The 16,660-nt window shown below is 66.9% G+C and carries 15 protein-coding genes; 2 read left to right on the top strand and 13 right to left on the bottom strand.

Annotation, left to right across the window (positions count from 1 at the left end):
• Positions 1-23: 23 nt before the first annotated feature.
• From puhE to bchF, 13 genes are read right to left on the bottom strand one after another with little or no spacing between them, the layout of a single operon-like run.
• Positions 24-803, bottom strand: coding sequence for a putative photosynthetic complex assembly protein PuhE (gene puhE, locus IP65_RS08385; RefSeq protein WP_054131406.1), 780 nt, complete (start codon positions 801-803; stop codon positions 24-26).
• Positions 797-1,873 carry a magnesium-protoporphyrin IX monomethyl ester (oxidative) cyclase gene (gene acsF / locus IP65_RS08380; RefSeq protein WP_022677146.1) on the bottom strand — a complete coding sequence of 359 codons (1,077 nt, stop codon included), beginning with the start codon at positions 1,871-1,873 and terminating at the stop codon, positions 797-799. The genes puhE and acsF overlap by 7 nt, the downstream gene beginning before the upstream one ends.
• Positions 1,870-2,160 carry a hypothetical protein gene (locus tag IP65_RS08375; protein ID WP_054131405.1) on the bottom strand — a complete coding sequence of 97 codons (291 nt, stop codon included), beginning with the start codon at positions 2,158-2,160 and terminating at the stop codon, positions 1,870-1,872. Before IP65_RS08375 ends, acsF begins: the two co-directional genes overlap by 4 nt.
• Positions 2,157-2,639, bottom strand: coding sequence for a photosynthetic complex assembly protein PuhC (puhC, locus tag IP65_RS08370; RefSeq protein ID WP_054131404.1), 483 nt, complete (start codon positions 2,637-2,639; stop codon positions 2,157-2,159). The genes IP65_RS08375 and puhC overlap by 4 nt, the downstream gene beginning before the upstream one ends.
• The gene (gene puhB / locus IP65_RS08365; RefSeq protein WP_054131403.1) at positions 2,636-3,262 is read right to left on the bottom strand and encodes a photosynthetic complex putative assembly protein PuhB; all 627 of its coding nucleotides are present in this window, start codon (positions 3,260-3,262) and stop codon (positions 2,636-2,638) included. Before puhB ends, puhC begins: the two co-directional genes overlap by 4 nt.
• Positions 3,259-4,032 carry a photosynthetic reaction center subunit H gene (gene puhA / locus IP65_RS08360; protein ID WP_022674708.1) on the bottom strand — a complete coding sequence of 258 codons (774 nt, stop codon included), beginning with the start codon at positions 4,030-4,032 and terminating at the stop codon, positions 3,259-3,261. Before puhA ends, puhB begins: the two co-directional genes overlap by 4 nt.
• Positions 4,033-4,054: 22 nt before the next feature.
• Positions 4,055-5,491: a BCD family MFS transporter gene (locus tag IP65_RS08355; RefSeq protein ID WP_054131402.1), complete on the bottom strand. Its 1,437-nt coding sequence runs from the start codon at positions 5,489-5,491 to the stop codon at positions 4,055-4,057.
• Positions 5,491-6,210 (bottom strand): magnesium protoporphyrin IX methyltransferase, encoded by a 720-nt coding sequence (gene bchM / locus IP65_RS08350; protein ID WP_369801247.1) that lies wholly within the window; start codon positions 6,208-6,210, stop codon positions 5,491-5,493. Before bchM ends, IP65_RS08355 begins: the two co-directional genes overlap by 1 nt.
• Complete coding sequence (gene bchL / locus IP65_RS08345) at positions 6,207-7,103, bottom strand: ferredoxin:protochlorophyllide reductase (ATP-dependent) iron-sulfur ATP-binding protein (RefSeq protein ID WP_054131400.1); 897 nt, start codon at positions 7,101-7,103, stop codon at positions 6,207-6,209. The genes bchM and bchL overlap by 4 nt, the downstream gene beginning before the upstream one ends.
• A 10-nt stretch (positions 7,104-7,113) precedes the next feature.
• Complete coding sequence (locus IP65_RS08340) at positions 7,114-10,665, bottom strand: cobaltochelatase subunit CobN (RefSeq protein WP_082349954.1); 3,552 nt, start codon at positions 10,663-10,665, stop codon at positions 7,114-7,116.
• Entirely contained in the window at positions 10,655-12,199 is a 1,545-nt protein-coding gene (bchB, locus tag IP65_RS08335) for a ferredoxin:protochlorophyllide reductase (ATP-dependent) subunit B (RefSeq protein ID WP_054131399.1), read from the bottom strand. The genes IP65_RS08340 and bchB overlap by 11 nt, the downstream gene beginning before the upstream one ends.
• Positions 12,200-12,203: 4 nt before the next feature.
• Positions 12,204-13,520, bottom strand: a complete 1,317-nt coding sequence (locus IP65_RS08330) for a ferredoxin:protochlorophyllide reductase (ATP-dependent) subunit N (protein WP_022677446.1) — start codon at positions 13,518-13,520, stop codon at positions 12,204-12,206.
• Positions 13,517-14,071 (bottom strand): 2-vinyl bacteriochlorophyllide hydratase, encoded by a 555-nt coding sequence (gene bchF, locus IP65_RS08325; protein ID WP_022677447.1) that lies wholly within the window; start codon positions 14,069-14,071, stop codon positions 13,517-13,519. Before bchF ends, IP65_RS08330 begins: the two co-directional genes overlap by 4 nt.
• A 211-nt stretch (positions 14,072-14,282) precedes the next feature.
• Between bchF and IP65_RS08320 the strand changes: the two genes are divergently transcribed.
• Both IP65_RS08320 and ppsR read left to right on the top strand, forming a co-directional pair.
• On the top strand, positions 14,283-15,200 hold the full coding sequence (locus IP65_RS08320; protein WP_082209216.1) for a B12-binding domain-containing protein: 918 nt from the start codon (positions 14,283-14,285) through the stop codon (positions 15,198-15,200).
• Between the two features lie 12 nt (positions 15,201-15,212).
• Positions 15,213-16,634 (top strand): transcriptional regulator PpsR, encoded by a 1,422-nt coding sequence (ppsR, locus tag IP65_RS08315; protein ID WP_022677449.1) that lies wholly within the window; start codon positions 15,213-15,215, stop codon positions 16,632-16,634.
• Positions 16,635-16,660: the final 26 nt, after the last annotated feature.

The following is a 16,660-nucleotide window of genomic DNA, read 5'->3' as shown; positions in this document are numbered from 1 at the left end:
CCGTGTTCTTGGTTCTTGTGCGTTCAATTGGCAGCATGGCGCGTGGGCAGCGCCCAGCCCCACAAGGCCCCGTCGCGCAGCGGCAGGGCCAGAAACAGGTGTTCGAGTGCGCCCAGGGCGGCGAGCGCAAAGAGCAGGCTGGCGCCGGCGGCATCGGCGCTGTTGGCGGGCGCGGCCAGGGCAATGGCGGCGAGCCAGGCGGCCAGCGCCAGGCAGGCGGCAATCGCGGCGTAAAGCTCAAGCCCCAGGCGCGGCTTGCCGAAATAGCTTTTGAGATAGCCCAGGTGCGGCGGCAGGATATCGGTGCTCATGTTGGGCACGCCCAGGAAAATGGCGATCTTGGTGCTGAGCCGCATGGCCAGTAGCAGGGCAAAGGCCATGGCGCCCACCTGGTTGGGCGCATCGCGGCTCATCCAGATCAGGCCTGCCGCGCTCAGCGCCAGGGCCACTTCGTGCCAGGCGACGGCTGCCACGGCATGGGAAAAGCGCTGCCAGCCGTGCGCACCGGGCGGGCATGGTTCGCGCCGGGGGCCCGTGACCACCCCGGTCAGGAAGCTGATCTCGTGCCAGGCCCAGATCAGGATCGCGCCGGCGAGCGAGGCATAGACGCCCAGCAGCGTGGCATGCTGCATCGCCAGCGCGATGATCACGATGCCGCCGATCGCGGCGCAGCCGGCCAGCAGCAGGCTGTGGGCAAAAGTGTGCCGCGCGCGATTATCCAGCCACGCGACCAGCCCGGTTGCAAAGAACCAGATCAGGATCGTTGCCAGGACAGGCAGGACGTGGCCGGTCCAGCTTACCATGCCGGTTGCAGCCGGACCGTGGCGGGCAGCCGATTGTGGCGCGGGCGCAGCAGGAACATGCGCGCAAAGTTGGCGCCGGCGCCGATTGCCCCGGTGGCGCGCAGCCATGCGCCGGCGAGGCCGCCGCGCGCCTTGCCGGCGGCGATGCGGTTGCTGGCCACGAGCAGGCGGTCCATCGCGCGGCGGAAGCGGGGATCATCGGTATCGAGTTCCACCGGGAAGACCTGGCGCGCGATCTGCGAGCAGATGGTGAAGACGCGGTAATCGTAATCGGTGGGATCGAGGCCCAGCGCCTGGTGAAACACCGGGCGGGCATGATCGCGCACATACATCGTGGCATAGACCGCCAGCAGGAAGAAGCGCACCCACAGCGTGTTGGCGCCGCGCAGCAGCTTGGGATCGGCGCGCAGCAGCAAGGCGAAGGCTTCGCCGTGGCGGAACTCGTCGTTGCACCATTCCTCGAACCAGGCGAAGATCGGGTGGAAGCGCAATTCCGGCTTGGCGGCCAGCTGGCGGTAGATCGTGATATAGCGCGCGTAGCCGATCTTTTCCGACAGATAGACCGAATAAAAAATGAACTTCGGCTTGAAATAATGGTATTTCTTGGCCTTGGTCAGGAAGCTCAGGTCAATCCCGATGCCTTCGTCCTTCAAGGCCTCATTGATGAAACCGGCATGGCGGCTTTCATCGCGGGCCAGCAGCTTGAACAGCATCTTCATATCCGGGTTGCTGGTGCGCCGCGCCATTTCGGCATAGAGGATGCACCCGGAAAATTCCGAGGTGAGCGAGCTGACCAGGAAATCGGTAAATTCGGCGCGGAGTTCGGGTTCGAGCGCGGCGATGATGCCGGAAAAGTCCTGCTCGCGCTTGAAGTGGTGCTTGTTGGGGTCGCTGACCATCTCGGCGATCAGTGCATCCCATTCGCGCCGCACCAGCGACACGTCGATCGCGTCGAGCGCCTTGAAATCCGTGGTGTAGAAGCGCGGGCTGAGCACGGTTTCGTGGCTCACCATGGCATGAACATCGGCCTTGGCGGCCACCGCGGGATGCTTGGCGGTGTGGGCGTTCATCTGAGGCTCCCAGGTGTGAAGCTGACTTCGTAAATCTCGGTCAGGCCAAGATAGGCGGCAAGGCGGGTCCAGGCGCGCAAAAGCGGGCCGGCGCGCACCACGGTTGCGGTGCGTTCGAACACCACGCTTTGCCCGAACAGCACCCGCACCGGGTCACCATGCACGCGCACGCGGTCACCCGGATGCACTGCCAGATCGCCTTCCAACTCGACATGGGCGTGGAAATGCGCCGGGCTTTGCTCGATGGCGATGCGGCAGGGCACGGTAATGGCGCGGGCGCGGATCATGCCTGGCTGCCTTTTAGGAAGCGGGCGAAGGCGGCGCGGTTGGTGGCGCCGAACGAGCCGAGTTCCACCGCGCGTCCGGTCGTCGGATCGCGCAGGGTCAGTGCGCCATTGGCCCACTGGGTCAGCTCGAACGGCGCGGCCGGGCCGATGCCGTGCATGCGGCGGTCGCGCGCCATGCCGCGCATCACCCCGCGTACAAAGCCGCCACCATCGTTTTCACCCACCAGCACGGCCAGCGTGCGGCCGCTGTCGGTATCGTCCACCACCACGGCGCCATCGGCACGATCGGCAAAGACCAGGTGGCGCACTTCGATCGCGGCAACCTTGTCCTGCGCGCGCTCCACCGCCGGCACCGCCTCGCGATCGAGCACGCCGACGCGGACCAGCGTGGTGAGTGCCAGAGTGATGGCCACCAGCGCGCCGGCCATGGCCAGCGCCGGGCGCGGCACGGTGTTTTCGTGGGAGTGGGCGTGGCTCATGCGGCAGCTCCCGCAATCGGGCCGCTGATCGGCTGGGCGGGCTCTGCGGTATCGGCGCGGACGATGCCGTGCGGCGCGGCTTGGGCGCAGGCCTGTGCCAGGGCTGCTGCCAGGCGCGGCGCATCGGCCAGGGCGCGCAGCATCGGCTGCGGCTGGGCCAGGCGCCAGGGCCGCGCGTGCGGCCAGAGCATAGCATAGCCCAGGCGATGCTGCCCCTTGAGCGTCAGGGCAATATCGCCATGGCCCCGGCCATGGCCGCGCAGATCGGCCGAGGCGATCAGCGAAAGCGGCAGGTTGATGCACTTGCCCAGCGCAATGCCGACGCGCAGCACGACGCGGCGGTTGGTGAGGGTATAGACCGTGGTGCGCGCCACCAGCACGGCAAACAGGGTGAGCAAGCCTTGCAGCACGGCGCCGGCCGCCAGAATAGCGCCTGCGCCGATCAGGTTGCCGCTGGCCAGCGCCAGCAGCGCCAGCACCGCGAAATAACCGGCCAGCCATGGCGCGAACAGCGCGCTGCGCTTGAATGTCTGCCAGTGCGGCGCGGCCTGCCATACAATCCATTCGCCCGGGGGCAGATCGCCGGGAAGGCCGCGCACCGGCTCGAAATCATATTCGCTCACAGCAGCGGCTCCAGCCGATCGGCATTGGCATAGAGATAGCCGGTGCCGAAATAGGCGACGACGCGCTCTTCCTCGTACCGGGTGATTTCACCGGGGTTTTCGGGGAATGGCGCATTGGCGAAATCGGCGGCGTTGATCGCGCTGATGATCACGCCTTCGCGGCGGATCACGGCCATGGCCATGGGCGCGAGCACGATGCGCGTGCCGGTATCGACCGCCAGATAGCGGATCATGTGCTCGGCGCGGTCGATCCACAGATCGGCCACCGTCCCGGCCCGCGCGCCATCGGCGCCATAGACCGACAGCCCGCGCGGATCGGTGCTGGCGCTGGCCACGGTGATCTGCGGCACGCTGCCGATCGGCACGATGCGCGCGTTGCCATGGGCATCGCGATCGGGAAAGCGCGCGCGATTGGCATAGGCGCCCGGCCCGACGCCAGCGGCAAAGACATCGCCCACCGGGGAATAGGGCGCGCCGCCAAAGTTTTCGCGGCGTTCCGCCTTGATCTCCACCGGTTCGCGGTTTTCGCTGGCGGGCAGGGGCACCGTGACCGTGCCCATGCCGAAGGGCAGGACAAAGGTCTTGGCGCTGGCGGTGGACAGCGGGCCACCGTCGCTATCGACACGGCCGGTCAACGCGTCTTCCAGCGGATAGCCTTCGCGTCGGTCTTCGCGCCTGAGCCAGAAAATCAGGCAGATAAAGAATAGGACGAAAGCGATCAGCGCGAGTTGCGCGGCATCCACTGTGCCGACGATATTGCCGTGTCTCATGGGAGTTCTCCTTCCCGGCTGCTCATGTCGGAAACTCGGTCAGGCCAAAGCGACGCGCTCCGGCAGGTGAAAGCGTGGCGCGCGCGCCCGACAACTGGCCGACGAGCGGCCCCATCAGGACCAGCGTGACCAGCAAGAGGGCAATTTCGATTGCGTAGATCACGCCATAGCCGGTGGCGTGGTGGGCAAGCGTCAGGCCCAGGCCATCGGCCACGGCAAAGCTCGACACCAGATCGCGCAAGACGCCGCCGAACGCGATGGCGAGCCCCGCGGCGGTGGTCTGCACCGCGCCCCAGGCGCCGAGCGCGAGACCGGCGGTATCGCTGCCGGCCTGGCCCATCGCCGCCGTCAGTGTGCCGACCGAAAACAGCCCGGCGCCCGCGCCGATCACCAGCGCGCCCAGGCCCAGGGTGAGCGGGCTTTGCAGCGGGGCGGCAAAGATCACCAGCATGAACGCGGCAATGCCCAGCACCACACCATAGCCGGCGATGCGCAGCGCATCGATGCCGTGGCCCAGCCACCGCGCCGACAGCGCAAAGCCGGCCAGTGCGCCCAGTGCCCAGGCGCCCGACAGGCTGGTGGTGGCGCCCACCGACAGGCGCAGCACTTCGCCGCCATAGGGTTCGAGCAGCGGATCCTGCATGGCAAAGGCGGCCGCGCCCAGGCCTACCGTGGCGAGCAGGCGCATGGTCAGCGGCTGGGCGGCAAACTGGCGCCATACCTGGGCAAAGGGCGGGCGCGGCGTTTCGGGCGAAGCGATCGCGGGGCTGCGCGCTTCCTGCTTCCACAGCGCCACCACGTTGAGCACGAAAGTGGTGACGGCGCAGGCCTGGATCACCTGGACCAGGCGGGTGGGCGTGAAATGGTTGAGCAGCCCGCCCAGGATGGTGGAGCAGACCATCATCCCGGCGAGCAGGGATAGATAGAGCAGCGCGACGGCGCGAGCGCGGCGATCATCGGGCAGGAGATCGCCGACCAGGGCAAGGCCGGCGGTCTGCGTGGTGTGCATGCCGATGCCGGCCAGCAGGAACGCCAGCGCACTGGCGGCCAGACCGACAGCGAACAGATGCGGATCGCGCATCAGCAGCAGGGCAAAGGGCATGATCGCCAGGCCGCCGAACTGCATCAGCGTGCCAAACCAGATGAACGGCACGCGGCGCCAGCCCAGCACCGAGCGGTGCACGTCGGAGCGATGCCCGATCAGCGCGCGGAACGGCGCGGCGAGCAGGGGAATGGCGATCATCAGCGAGACCAGCCAGGCATGGATGCCCAGTTCCACGATGAGCACGCGGTTGAGCGTGCCGTTGAGCAGCACCGTCATCATCCCCACGCTGACCTGGAACAGCGACAGGCGCAGCAGCCGTGACAGCGGAATGTCGACGCTGGCCGCATCGGCAAACGGCAGCCAGGTCAGCGCCACCCGGCTCCACCTGCTGGCAAGGGGCGTGCGGCGGGCCATCACCGGCGCACCAGTTCCATGCCGTTGGAAATGTAGAAGCCGCTGGAAATGCGCCCGCTGCGCCCCACGCGCCAGCCATCGAGCCTGGCCAGCCGGGCGCGCAGCGCGGCTTCGGCAATCGGCACGATCGCAGGCGAGCGATTGGCGCGGGGGAAAGCCTGGCCCACGGCATGCATCACGCCCAACAGGCGCGTATGCGGGGCAAAGGTGAAGACGATTGAGCCGGTGCAGCGCGCCGCCAGCCGTTCGAGCGCCCAGGCCATGTCATCGAGCTTGTAATGGATCAGCGAATCCATCGCGACGATGTGATCGAACGTGCCACTGTCTGACCACGCCTGCGGCGGATCGAGCATGTCGCCCACGTGCCAGTCGATCCGCCCATGGCCGAGGAACGCCGGGGCCCGCTGGCGCGCGATATCGACCAGGCCGCCGGCCACGTCCACCGCCGTCACCGCCGCGCCGCGCCAGGCCGCTTCCACGCTGAGCGCGCCAGTGCCGCAGCCGGCATCGAGCACGGCGCAGCGGCGCAGGTCTTGCGGCAGCCAGCCCAGCAACTGTGCGCGCATGGCATCACGCCCGGCGCGCACCGTGGCGCGGATACCGCTGACCTTGGCGTTCGACGTCAGGTCGATCCACGCCTTGCGCGCGCTGCCATCGAAATAGTGCGCCAGGCGTTCGCGTTGCAGTTCATAGGGAGAGGTTGGGTGCGTGCTCATCATTCGAACCCCAGAAAATCGAAGATATCGCGGTCTTTCATCGGTGCCGCCGCGATCGGGTCCACCCCGTCCCACAGCATCTGCGCCAGGCGCAGGTATTCCTGCTGCGCGGCGATGACCTCGGGCGAGGGTTCCATTTCAAACAGCGTGCACTTTTTGAGGCGGCTGCGCCGGATCGCGTCGAGGTCGCGGAAATGGGCGAGGCGGCGCATGCCGATCGCCTGGCTGAACCGGTCGATCTCGTCGGTGGCGGCAGAGCGATTGGCGATGACGCCCGCGAGGCGCACGTTGTAGTTCTTGGCCTTGGCGCCGATGGCGGCAACGATGCGGTTCATCGCAAAGATCGAGTCGAAATCGTTGGCGGCCACGACCAGCGCCCGCTCGGCATGCTGCAGCGGCGCTGCAAAGCCGCCGCAGACCACATCGCCCAGCACATCGAAGATCACCACGTCGGTATCATCGAGCAGGTGGTGCTGCTTGAGCAGCTTGACCGTCTGCCCCACGACATAGCCACCGCAGCCCGTGCCCGCCGGGGGGCCGCCGGCCTCCACGCACATCACGCCGTTATAGCCTTCGAACATGTAGTCTTCCGGGCGCAGTTCTTCCGAATGGAATTCCACCTGTTCGAGCACGTCGATCACCGTGGGCATCAGCTTCTTGGTGAGGGTGAAGGTGGAATCATGCTTGGGATCGCAACCGATCTGCAGCACGCGGTGCCCCAGCTTGGAAAAGGCGGCTGACAGGTTGGACGAGGTGGTCGATTTGCCGATCCCGCCCTTGCCATAGACGGCAAAGACCTTGGCCGTGCCGATGCGGTCTTGCGGATCGAGGCGAACCTGCACCGATCCTTCGCCATCTGACGGCGTGAAGCGCGTAGGGGTGTCGATCAAGGTCATGCCGGTTTCCTCATTGCGCCGCGAACACGCCTTCGAGGCGGTCCTCCAGCTCGTCGCTGGCCATGCGCAGGGCCTCGAGCGTCTGTTGATCGGGTTCCCACAGGTGGCGTTCGCAGGCTTCGAGCAAGCGGCCGGCCACGCGGGCGGAACTGTTGGGATTGAGCTGTGAAAGCCGCGCCCGCATCTGCGGATCGAGCACGAAAGTTTCGCTGATGCGCTGATAGACCCACGGCGCGACCTGGCCGGTGGTGGCCGACCAGCCGACGGTGTTGGTCACATGCTGCTCGATGCTGCGCACGCCTTCAAAGCCGTGCTTGAGCATGCCTTCGAACCACTTGGGATTGAGCGTGCGGGTGCGGGTTTCCAAGTCGATCTGTTCGGCCAGAGTGCGCACCTTGGCGGCGCCCTGTGTGGCATCGACGATATAGACCGTGGCCGCGCTGCCCTTGGCCCGCGCCACCGAGCGACTGACTCCGCCCAGGCCATCGACATACTGATCGAGATCGGTGATGCCGACTTCGACGCTTTCGAGGTTCTGATAGACGAAATCCACATCGCGCAGCGCGCTGTGCAGCAATTCGCGCCGCTGCGTGGGCGGGCCTTTGACGCCATAGGCATAGCCCTTGTGCGTTTCGAAGGCATTGGCGAGGTCATCGGGGCTGGTCCACACGCCGCCGTCGATCATCTGGTTGACGTTGGCGCCATAGGCGCCTTCGGCATTGGAAAAGACGCGCAGCGCCGCCGTTTCCAGGTCGCAATCATGCTGCGCCTGGTGGGCCAGACTGTGCTTGCGCACGAAGTTTTGTTCCAGCGGCTCGTCGGCGGTGGCCGCCAGCAACGAGGCTTCGGCGAGCATGCGCGTCTGCATCGGCAGGAGATCGCGGAAAATGCCCGAGAGGGTGATCACCACATCGACGCGCGGGCGGCCGAGTTCGGCCAGCGGCACCAGTTCAGCGCCGACGACGCGCCCATAGCTGTCGATCCGCGGGCGCGCGCCGATCAGGCTCATCGCCTGGGCGATCTGCAGCCCTTCGCTTTTCATGTTGTCGGTGCCCCACAGCACCATGGCCAGGCTTTCGGGGAACGGCTGGCCACCTTCGACATGGCGGGCGATGATGCACTCGGCCTGTTCACGGCCCTGGATGCAGGCAAACCGGCTGGGCATGGCAAAGGGATCGAAGCCGTGGATGTTGCGGCCGGTGGGCAGCACTTGCGGATTGGCGAGGATGTCACCGCCCGGCGCCGGGTGGATATAGCCACCGTCCAGCGCGTGGATCACCGCGCCGATCTCGTCACTGCGATCGAGCGCGCTTTCGATGCCGGCGCGGTCTGCCTGGGCATCGGCCTCGACCATGGCGTCGACCAGTTCGGCGCGCTCTGCCCCTTGCGGCGCCTGGCCCAGCACGTGCAGCCCGGTGGGGATCAGCGTGCGTTCCAGTTCATAGAGCGCGGGCGCCAGATCGGCGATGGCGCCGCAATCCAGATCGAGCGTGGCGCACTGTTCGCGGATCAGCGCTTCCAGGGCGTCCTGCTCTGCCCCTGGCGTGGACCAGCGCCAGCGTTCGACGCTGCACTTGAGTTCGGCAAAGCCGCGATAGAGCCCGGCACGCGCCAGGGCGGGGGTGAGATAGCTGATCAGCGTGGCGGCAGAGCGGCGCTTGGCCAGGATGCCTTCGGACGGATTGTTGGAGGCGTAGAGGTAGAAATTGGGCAGATCGCCGATCAGGCGTTCGGGCCAGCATTCCCCGCTCAGCCCAGCCTGCTTGCCCGGCATGAATTCCAGCGCGCCATGGGTGCCGAAATGGAGCACGGCATGGGCGGCGAAATCGTGGCGGATATAGCTGTAGAACGCGGCAAAGGCGTGGGTCGGGGCAAAGCCGCCCTCGAACAGCAGGCGCATCGGATCGCCTTCATAGCCGAACGCGGGTTGCACCCCGACGAAGACATTGCCGAAATGCGCGCCGAGGATCTGGATATGCCCGCCATCGCTTTGCAGCTTGCCGGGCGCGGGGCCCCATTGCGCCTCGATCTGGGCGAGATGCGGCTCGCGGCGCACGTGTTCGTCGGCGCTGATCCGCGCGGCGACATTGGCATCACTGCCATAGCGGGCGGCATTGCCGTGCAGGATCGCATCCTGCAGCGCGGCGACGCTTTCGGGCACGGCGACGGCATAGCCTTCATCGGACAGGCGCTGCAGCGTGGCATGGAGCGATTCGAACACCGCCAGATGCGCGGCCGATCCGGTGGCCCCGGAATTGGGCGGGAAATTGAAGATGGTGATCGCCAGGCGGCGTTCGCGCCGCGCGGCCTGGCGCAGCGCGATCAGCCTGGCGACCTTGGCCGCCAGCGCCGCGGCGCGTTCCTCGTCCCCGCGCATGGCCTGGATTTGCCCCTGGCCCGCGCTGCGCCCGCCAAACACGCTGGGGCAGATCGCGCCATCGAGTTCGGGCAGGGCGACCATCATCGTCGCTTCCAGCGGGACGAGGCCGGTGCGCCGCTCGCGCCATTCCTCGATCGTCTGAAACTCCACCGCGTGGGCGGCGATATAGGGCACGTCAAAGCGCGAGAGGGTTTCCACCGCCGCGCCAGCGTCGTTATAGGCTGGCCCGCCGACCAGCGAAAAGCCGGTGCAATTGACGATGGCATCGACCGTCACCGCGCCATCGCGCAGGAAGAAGCGCTCCATCGCGGCGCGTGCGTCAAGCCCGCTGAAGAAGGCCGGGATCACCCGCAGGCCAGTGGCCTCCATCGCGGCAATCAGCCCGTCATAATGCCCGGCATCGTTGCCCAGCAGGTAGGAGCGCAGCAGCAGCAGCCCCACCGTGCCGCGCGTGTCCTTGGCTGGCGGTGGCAACAGCGCCAGGCTTTCCGACATCTTTTGCGCGGTGCGCGGGTGATAGACGCCCAGATCGGGATAGTCGCGCGGCGGCGCGGCGGCCATGGTGCCACGCCGGCCGGCGCGCGGGCCAGCGGCATAGCGGTCGATCAGGCTGCTCACCATCGCCACCACGTTGTCGTCAGACCCGGCGAGCCAGTATTGCAGCGTGAGGAAATAGGCGCGCACATCTTGCGCGGTGCCGGGGATGAAGCGCAGGATCTTGGGCAGGCGGCGCAGCATGCGCATTTGCCCGGCGCCCGAATTGCTGCCCGGTTTGCCACCCGGCTTGGTCGAGCCGCGCAGCCGCTTGAGCAGGGCGAGCGGCCCCTTGGCCGGGGCATCCATGCGATAGGCACCCATCCGCGTCAGCCGGGTCAGTTCGCCGGCAGACATCAGGCAGACCATTGCGTCGCAGCTTTCGCGCCGTTCGACCAGCGTGGGCATGATCGCGCGAATATGGTCATCGAGGAACAGCATCGTGGCGATGACGATATCGGCGCGCTCAACGGCGGCCTTGGCGCGATCGAGCGCGCCGGCTTCGCGATCCCAATCGGCGGCGGCGTGGAGGGTGATGGCAATGTTGCTATCGCCCAGGCGCACGCCGGCGCGTTCCACCGCGCCCTTGAGGTGGTTGTCCAGCGTCACGATGGCGACGCGCACGGGCGGGGCGGCGCTAGCGGGCATAGTGCGCCTTGGCATCATAGAGCGTGGCGATGTCGATCTGCACACGGCCTTCCAGGGCGGCATAGCGTTCGGTGTTGGTGCGGGCCTTGCCGCGCACGAAGAAGGGCACCTTGCGCAACTCGCGCTCGGCCTCGCTGGTCCAGGGAATATCGGCCTGCGCGACGATGGCGGGCGCCGGTGCCACTGTTGCCGGTGCCGGGGCGGGCTGGGCATGAAGGTGCGAAGGGCCGGCCGCGTCGGAAAATTCGAAATCGTCGCGGAACATCGCGAGCAGGTGTTCTTCCAGCCCCATGACCAAGGGATGCACCCAGGTGTCGAAAATCACGTTAGCGCCTTCAAAGCCCATCTGCGGGCTGTGGCGCGCGGGGAAATCCTGGACGTGGACCGGCGCGGAAATCACCGCGCAGGGCAGGCCCATGCGCTTGGCGATATGGCGTTCCATCTGCGTGCCAAGCACGAGTTCGGGCGCGGCGGCATGGATCGCCGCTTCGACCGCCAGGTGATCGTCGGTGATCAGCGGGTCGAGGCCGTGGTCGGCAGCAGCGGCGCGCATCTCGCGGGCGAATTCGCGATTGTAGCAACCCAGCCCGCAGACAGTGAAGCCCAGCTCGTCGCGCGCGATACGGGCGGCGGCAATGGCATGGGTGGCATCGCCAAAAATGAAGACGCGCTTGCCAGTGAGATAGGTCGAATCGACCGAGCGGCTCCACCACGGCAGGCGCGCGGCGGGATTGGCGAGCGCCGGGGCCGGATCGACGCCGGTGAGCGCGGCGACCGCCTGGATGAAATCGCGCGTGGCGCCAACGCCGATCGGCACCACATCGATCATCGGCTGGCCAAATGTGCGGGCCAGCCAGCGCGCGGCTTCCATGCCGATTTCGGGATAGAGCACCACGTTGAAATCGGCCCGGCCAAGGGTGCGTAGATCAGCCGGCGCGGCGCCGAGCGGGGCCACGCAATTGACGCCAATGCCCAGAGTTTCGAGCAGCTTGACCACTTCGACCACATCGTCGCGGTGGCGAAAGCCCAGCGCGCAGGGGCCGAGCAGATTGGCGAGCGGCCGGCGCCCCTCGCGCGGGGCGGGGCGCACGGCCGGATCGGCCAGTTGGCGGACCATGCGATAGAATGTTTCGGCGGCGCCCCAGTTTTCCTTGCGCTGATAGCTCGGCAGTTCCAGCGGGATGACCGGGCAGGGCAGGTCCAGCGCTTCGGCGAGGCCCGCCGGATCGTCCTGGATCAGCTCGGCCGTGCACGATGCGCCCACCAGCAGGGCCTGCGGGGCAAAGCGGACGGCCGCCTCGCGGATCGCATCCTGCAGCAGGGCGGCGGTATCCTTGCCCAGGTCGCGCGCCTGGAAGGTGGTATAGGTAACCGGCGGGCGGCGATCGCGCCGCTCGATCATGGTGAACAGCAGATCGGCGTAGGTATCGCCCTGGGGCGCGTGCAGCACATAGTGCACCCCGTCCATCGCCGTGGCCACCCGCATGGCCCCCACATGGGGCGGGCCTTCGTATGTCCAGACGGCGAGCTGCATGGCGCTATACCCTCAACACGTCGCGGCGGCGCAGCGGCCGGGCGAAAAGATCGGCAAGGTCTCCGGCCTGGTCGAACCCGTGGATGGGCGAGAAGACCAGTTCGATGGCCCACTTGGTGGACAGCCCTTCGGCTTCGAGCGGATTGGCCAGGCCCAGGCCGCAGACGGTGAGATCGGGGCGATCGGCGCGCACGCGGTCAAGCTGGCGATCGAGATGCTGGCCTTCGCTGATCCGCGTGGCGCTGGGCAGCAGCGGCAGTTCGCGCGCCATCAGCTCGCGGTGCAGATAGGGCGTGCCCACTTCCACCGGCACCATGCCGAGTTCGGTGGCGAGGAAGCGCGCCAGCGGCACTTCCAGCTGCGAATCCGGCAGGAAGGTGATGCGCTTGCCGCGCAGGCGATCCTGGCTATGGGCGATGGCGCGCTTGGCGCGTTCGCGGCCCGGTGCCGCCACGCGGTTGAACTGCATTGGGCACACGCCAAAGGCATCGGCCGCGGCGCGCAGCCACTCGGTCGTGCCCTCTGCCCCGAACGGGAACAGCGCGGGCAGATGCCGCGCGCCGCGATTCTGCAGAGCGCGCACGGTTTCGCCCAGGAACGGCTGTGCCAGCAAGAAGCGGGTATGGGCGCCCACGGCGGGCAGATCGGCCAGTTGGCGTGCGGGCAGCCAGCCGACCTGATCGATGCCGAGTTCGGTAAACAGGCGGCGGAACTGGTCTTCCACCACATCGGGCAGCGTGCCGACGACCAGCAGCGCAGGTGCGGTCCCGGCGCTGGCGGCCGGCATATGCGGCACCAGGGCGGCGAGGCAGGCGTCTTCGCCCTCGGTAAAAGTCGTTTCGATCCCGCTGCCCGAATAGTGCAGCACACGGGTGCCCATCGCGGCGCCGCTGTGCGTGCCGAGCGTGCGGTCGAGCCGTTGCGCCGCCTTGCCCAGATCGAGCTTGATGACTTCGGACGGGCACGAGCCGACCAGGAACAGGGTGCGGATTTCCGGGCGCCGCGCGAGCAATTGCGCGACGATGCGATCGAGTTCGTCATGGCAATCGGCCATGCCGGCCAGGTCGCGTTCCTCGATGATCGCGGTGGCAAAGCGCGGCTCGGCAAAGATCATCACCCCGGCCGCCGATTGCAGCAGATGGGCGCAGGTGCGCGAGCCGACCACCAGGAAGAACGCATCCTGCATCTTGCGGTGCAGCCACACGATCCCGGTCAACCCGCAGAACACCGCGCGCTGTCCGCGTTCGCGCAGCACGGGTGCATCGGCGCAGCCGGTGTCGGTCGGGGCGATTGCGGGGGCAAGGCCGGTTTCGCCGCTCATGATGTGGCCATCGGAGAATGGGCCAGGCCGGGCTGACCGTCGCGCTCTGCATCGAGCCGGGCGGCGCGCAGTTTGAGCAGGAATTGTCCGGCATTGACGAGGTATGCGGCATAGCCGGCAAGAGCGACGTACATGCGCTGTTCGAACGTGCCGCTGCCGCCCAGCAGCATCGCCAGGTAGGCGGTGTGCAGGCCGATCACCAGCATCGAGAACACGTCTTCCCAGAAGAATGCCGGAGCAAACAGCCAGCGCCCGAACACGACCTTTTCCCAGATCGAGCCAGTGATCATGATGGCATAGAGCGTCAGCGTCTTGACCACGACCGAGGTATCGGCGGCGGCCGTGCCGGTGTGCGTCACCAGGCTGTGCAGGACGAGGGCGAGGCTGGTGAGGAAGACGAAGAACTGGAACGGGGCGAGCAGGCCTTGCACCAGGGTCCAGCGAGTCGAGTCGCGGCGCGCCCGCTCTTGCGCGGTGTAGAGCTTGCGCCGTGGCTGGCGGCCCTGACCGTTCGCACTTGTGGTGCCGGAACTGATCGCATCCCCTCTCATGTGTCGATGCTCACCTTTGTTGTTGAGGGGAGACTACGCCTCACTTCGCACAAGTGTCAATCAAACTTGACGACAAGAAAATATGACACTTTGCCGTTTGTCAGATCGCCGAAAAGGGCGTAGGCTCATGGTCCCGAACAGCAGTGGCCGTATCGATGCCGCAGTCCGGGCAAGGCGCGATCTGCGCCAAACCGGACCGGAGGGGTCTGACATGGCTACTGTTTTAGGTGCAGGCGCGGCAAAGCGGGCCGGTCGTGGGGAAGGGGCCCCGCGCGCCAAGGACGGCCGCAACGCCGCATCCGGCCGAACCATGGCCAAGGCGCGCGATAGTGCGCGGGCCTTCCCCCCCGCAGCCGTTGATGCCCTGATCAGCGAACATATCATTCCCCGCCTGCTCATGGCCCAGTCCCATGGCCCGGTGCCGCGCATCGCCGCACAAGGCACGGCCAAGGTGGACGCGGCCGAGGCGGCGCGCTTTGCCTCGCTGCCGCTGCAGCTCGAAGCGGATGAACTGCTGGCCTTGGTGGAAAGCATCCTGGCGCGCGGGGCCTGCGTCGAATCTGTGTTCGTCGATTTGCTGGCGCCATCGGCGCGGCGCCTGGGAAAGCACTGGGAAGACGATGATTGCGATTTCGTCGATGTGACGATGGGCCTGTGGCGGCTGCAGGAAGTGATGCGCGAGGTGACCATGCGCTATCCGCCGCCGCGCGCCGTGCCGTTTCGCACGCGCTCGGCCCTGTTCGCGCCGATCCCTGGCGATCCGCACAGCTTTGGCGCGCTGATGGTGGAGGAAGTATTCGCCCGCGCCGGCTGGCAGACCGAGGTTTTGATCGACCCGGAGCGCAAGGAGTTGCTGCAGAATATTGCCGATCACAGCGTGGATCTGGTCGGCTTGACCATCAGTTGTGATTGTCCTAACGCAAAGCTTGCGAGCCTGATTTCCGCCATGCGCAGTGTGTCGCGATCGCCCGATCTGAAGATTCTCATTGGTGGAAGAATGGTGAACGCCAATCCCGCGCTCGTCGACGAGGTCGGTGCCGATGGCAGCGCACAGGATGCCTGTGGCGCGCTTGATCTGGCCGAGCGCCTGGTGCCGATGCAGGCGTTGCCCGCCCGCTTCGGCGCATAGCTGGCCACGCCCATGTCCAGCCGCAGGAACAGCATCGAAGGCAAACTGCCTTTCACCTCTGCCACCCGGCATTTTGCCGCGCTGGCCGGTGATGCCGCTGCCCGCCTGGCGATGGTCTCGGGCGAGATTGCGCTGATCCTGGACGCGGATGGCCGCATCGTTGACGTATCGGCCGATCCCCGCGAATTTCCCGAAGCAGGCAGCTGGGTTGGCCGCGAATGGCTGGACACGGTCACTATCGAAAGCCGGCCCAAGGTGATGGAAATGCTCGCCGGGATGCGCAAGGGCGTGACCCAGCACTGGCGCCAGGTCAACCTGCTGTCGGGCGAGGGGGACATTCCCGTGCGCTTCGTCACGGTCAGCCTGGGCGCGGGCGGCCAAGGCTGCATCGCCATTGGCCGCGACATGCGCGACGAAGCCGCGCTGCAGCAGCGCCTGTTGCAGGCGCAGCAGTCGCTTGAACGCGATTATATCCGCCTGCGCCAGATTGAGGCGCGCTATCGCCTGCTGTTTGAACAGTCTGTGGAGCCGGTGCTGATCGTCGATGCCGACGGGTTCCGCATCCGCGAGGCGAACCAGGCCGCGCATCGCGCGTTCCACAGCCGGCCCGGATCGTTGCAGGGTGGCAAGCTGACCGCGCTGTTTGCCAATGCCGCGCGCGAACACATCATTGCGTTCCTGGGATCGGCGATGGTGTCGCACGGGCTGCAGCCGCTCGATGCCGCGCTCGCCCATGATGGCGAAAAGGTGCAGATTTCCGCCAGCGGTTTCCGCGAACGCGGCGGCCAGTTCATTCTGGTGCGGCTGTCCAGCCCGGTTGGCGCGGCGCGGCCGGATGCCGGGGTGACGGTGCGGGTGATCGAGGCGATGCCCGATGCCTTTGTTTTAACCGACGCCGCCATGATCATTCGCGAGGCCAATGCCGCGTTTGTCGAACTTGTGGCTGCCGCCAGCGCCGAACAGCTGCGCGGCCAGCCGCTGGGCGACTACGTCGGTCGGCCGGGTATCGACCTGGACCTGATCGAGGGCCAGTTGACCAAGCACGACAGCGCCCGCAACGTGGTGACCGTGGTGGGCGCCAGCGATGGCTTTGAAGGCGAGCCGGTCGAGCTTTCGGCCGTGCGCACTGGTAGCGACCAGATCTGCTATGGCTTCGTCATCCGCCCGATCGGCCGCCGCCTGCGCGATCTGCCGACCACCAGCGACTCGCCGCGTTCGGTCGAACAGCTGACCGAACTGGTCGGCCGCATGTCGCTGCGCGACATCGTGCGCGAGAGTACCGACCTGATCGAGCGGCTGTGTATCGAGGCGGCGCTGGAATATACCTCGAACAACCGCGCCTCGGCCGCCGAGATCCTCGGGCTGAGCCGCCAGAGCCTCTATTCCAAGCTGCATCGCTATGGCTTGGGCAACATGGCTGACGCGGAAGATTGACATAAATTCTGTCAATTTAATTTGAC

This window comes from Novosphingobium sp. AAP1 (assembly GCF_001295765.1).
In the GTDB taxonomy this organism is placed as follows: domain Bacteria; phylum Pseudomonadota; class Alphaproteobacteria; order Sphingomonadales; family Sphingomonadaceae; genus Novosphingobium; species Novosphingobium capsulatum.
The sequence above is the reverse complement of the archived record's forward strand: the minus strand, read 5'-3'. Positions and strand labels throughout refer to the sequence as shown.

Excerpts from the sequence above, each read along its gene's own strand:
- puhE (WP_054131406.1), bottom strand. The coding sequence starts at position 803 with ATGGTAAGCTGGACCGGCCACGTCCTGCCTGTCCTGGCAACGATCCTG.
- acsF (WP_022677146.1), bottom strand. The coding sequence starts at position 1,873 with ATGAACGCCCACACCGCCAAGCATCCCGCGGTGGCCGCCAAGGCCGAT.
- IP65_RS08375 (WP_054131405.1), bottom strand. The coding sequence starts at position 2,160 with ATGATCCGCGCCCGCGCCATTACCGTGCCCTGCCGCATCGCCATCGAG.
- puhC (WP_054131404.1), bottom strand. The coding sequence starts at position 2,639 with ATGAGCCACGCCCACTCCCACGAAAACACCGTGCCGCGCCCGGCGCTG.
- puhA (WP_022674708.1), bottom strand. The coding sequence starts at position 4,032 with ATGAGACACGGCAATATCGTCGGCACAGTGGATGCCGCGCAACTCGCG.
- IP65_RS08355 (WP_054131402.1), bottom strand. The coding sequence starts at position 5,491 with ATGGCCCGCCGCACGCCCCTTGCCAGCAGGTGGAGCCGGGTGGCGCTG.
- bchM (WP_369801247.1), bottom strand. The coding sequence starts at position 6,210 with ATGATGAGCACGCACCCAACCTCTCCCTATGAACTGCAACGCGAACGC.
- bchL (WP_054131400.1), bottom strand. The coding sequence starts at position 7,103 with ATGACCTTGATCGACACCCCTACGCGCTTCACGCCGTCAGATGGCGAA.
- IP65_RS08340 (WP_082349954.1), bottom strand. The coding sequence starts at position 10,665 with ATGCCCGCTAGCGCCGCCCCGCCCGTGCGCGTCGCCATCGTGACGCTG.
- bchB (WP_054131399.1), bottom strand. The coding sequence starts at position 12,199 with ATGCAGCTCGCCGTCTGGACATACGAAGGCCCGCCCCATGTGGGGGCC.
- IP65_RS08330 (WP_022677446.1), bottom strand. The coding sequence starts at position 13,520 with ATGAGCGGCGAAACCGGCCTTGCCCCCGCAATCGCCCCGACCGACACC.
- bchF (WP_022677447.1), bottom strand. The coding sequence starts at position 14,071 with ATGAGAGGGGATGCGATCAGTTCCGGCACCACAAGTGCGAACGGTCAG.
- IP65_RS08320 (WP_082209216.1), top strand. The coding sequence starts at position 14,283 with ATGGCTACTGTTTTAGGTGCAGGCGCGGCAAAGCGGGCCGGTCGTGGG.
- ppsR (WP_022677449.1), top strand. The coding sequence starts at position 15,213 with ATGTCCAGCCGCAGGAACAGCATCGAAGGCAAACTGCCTTTCACCTCT.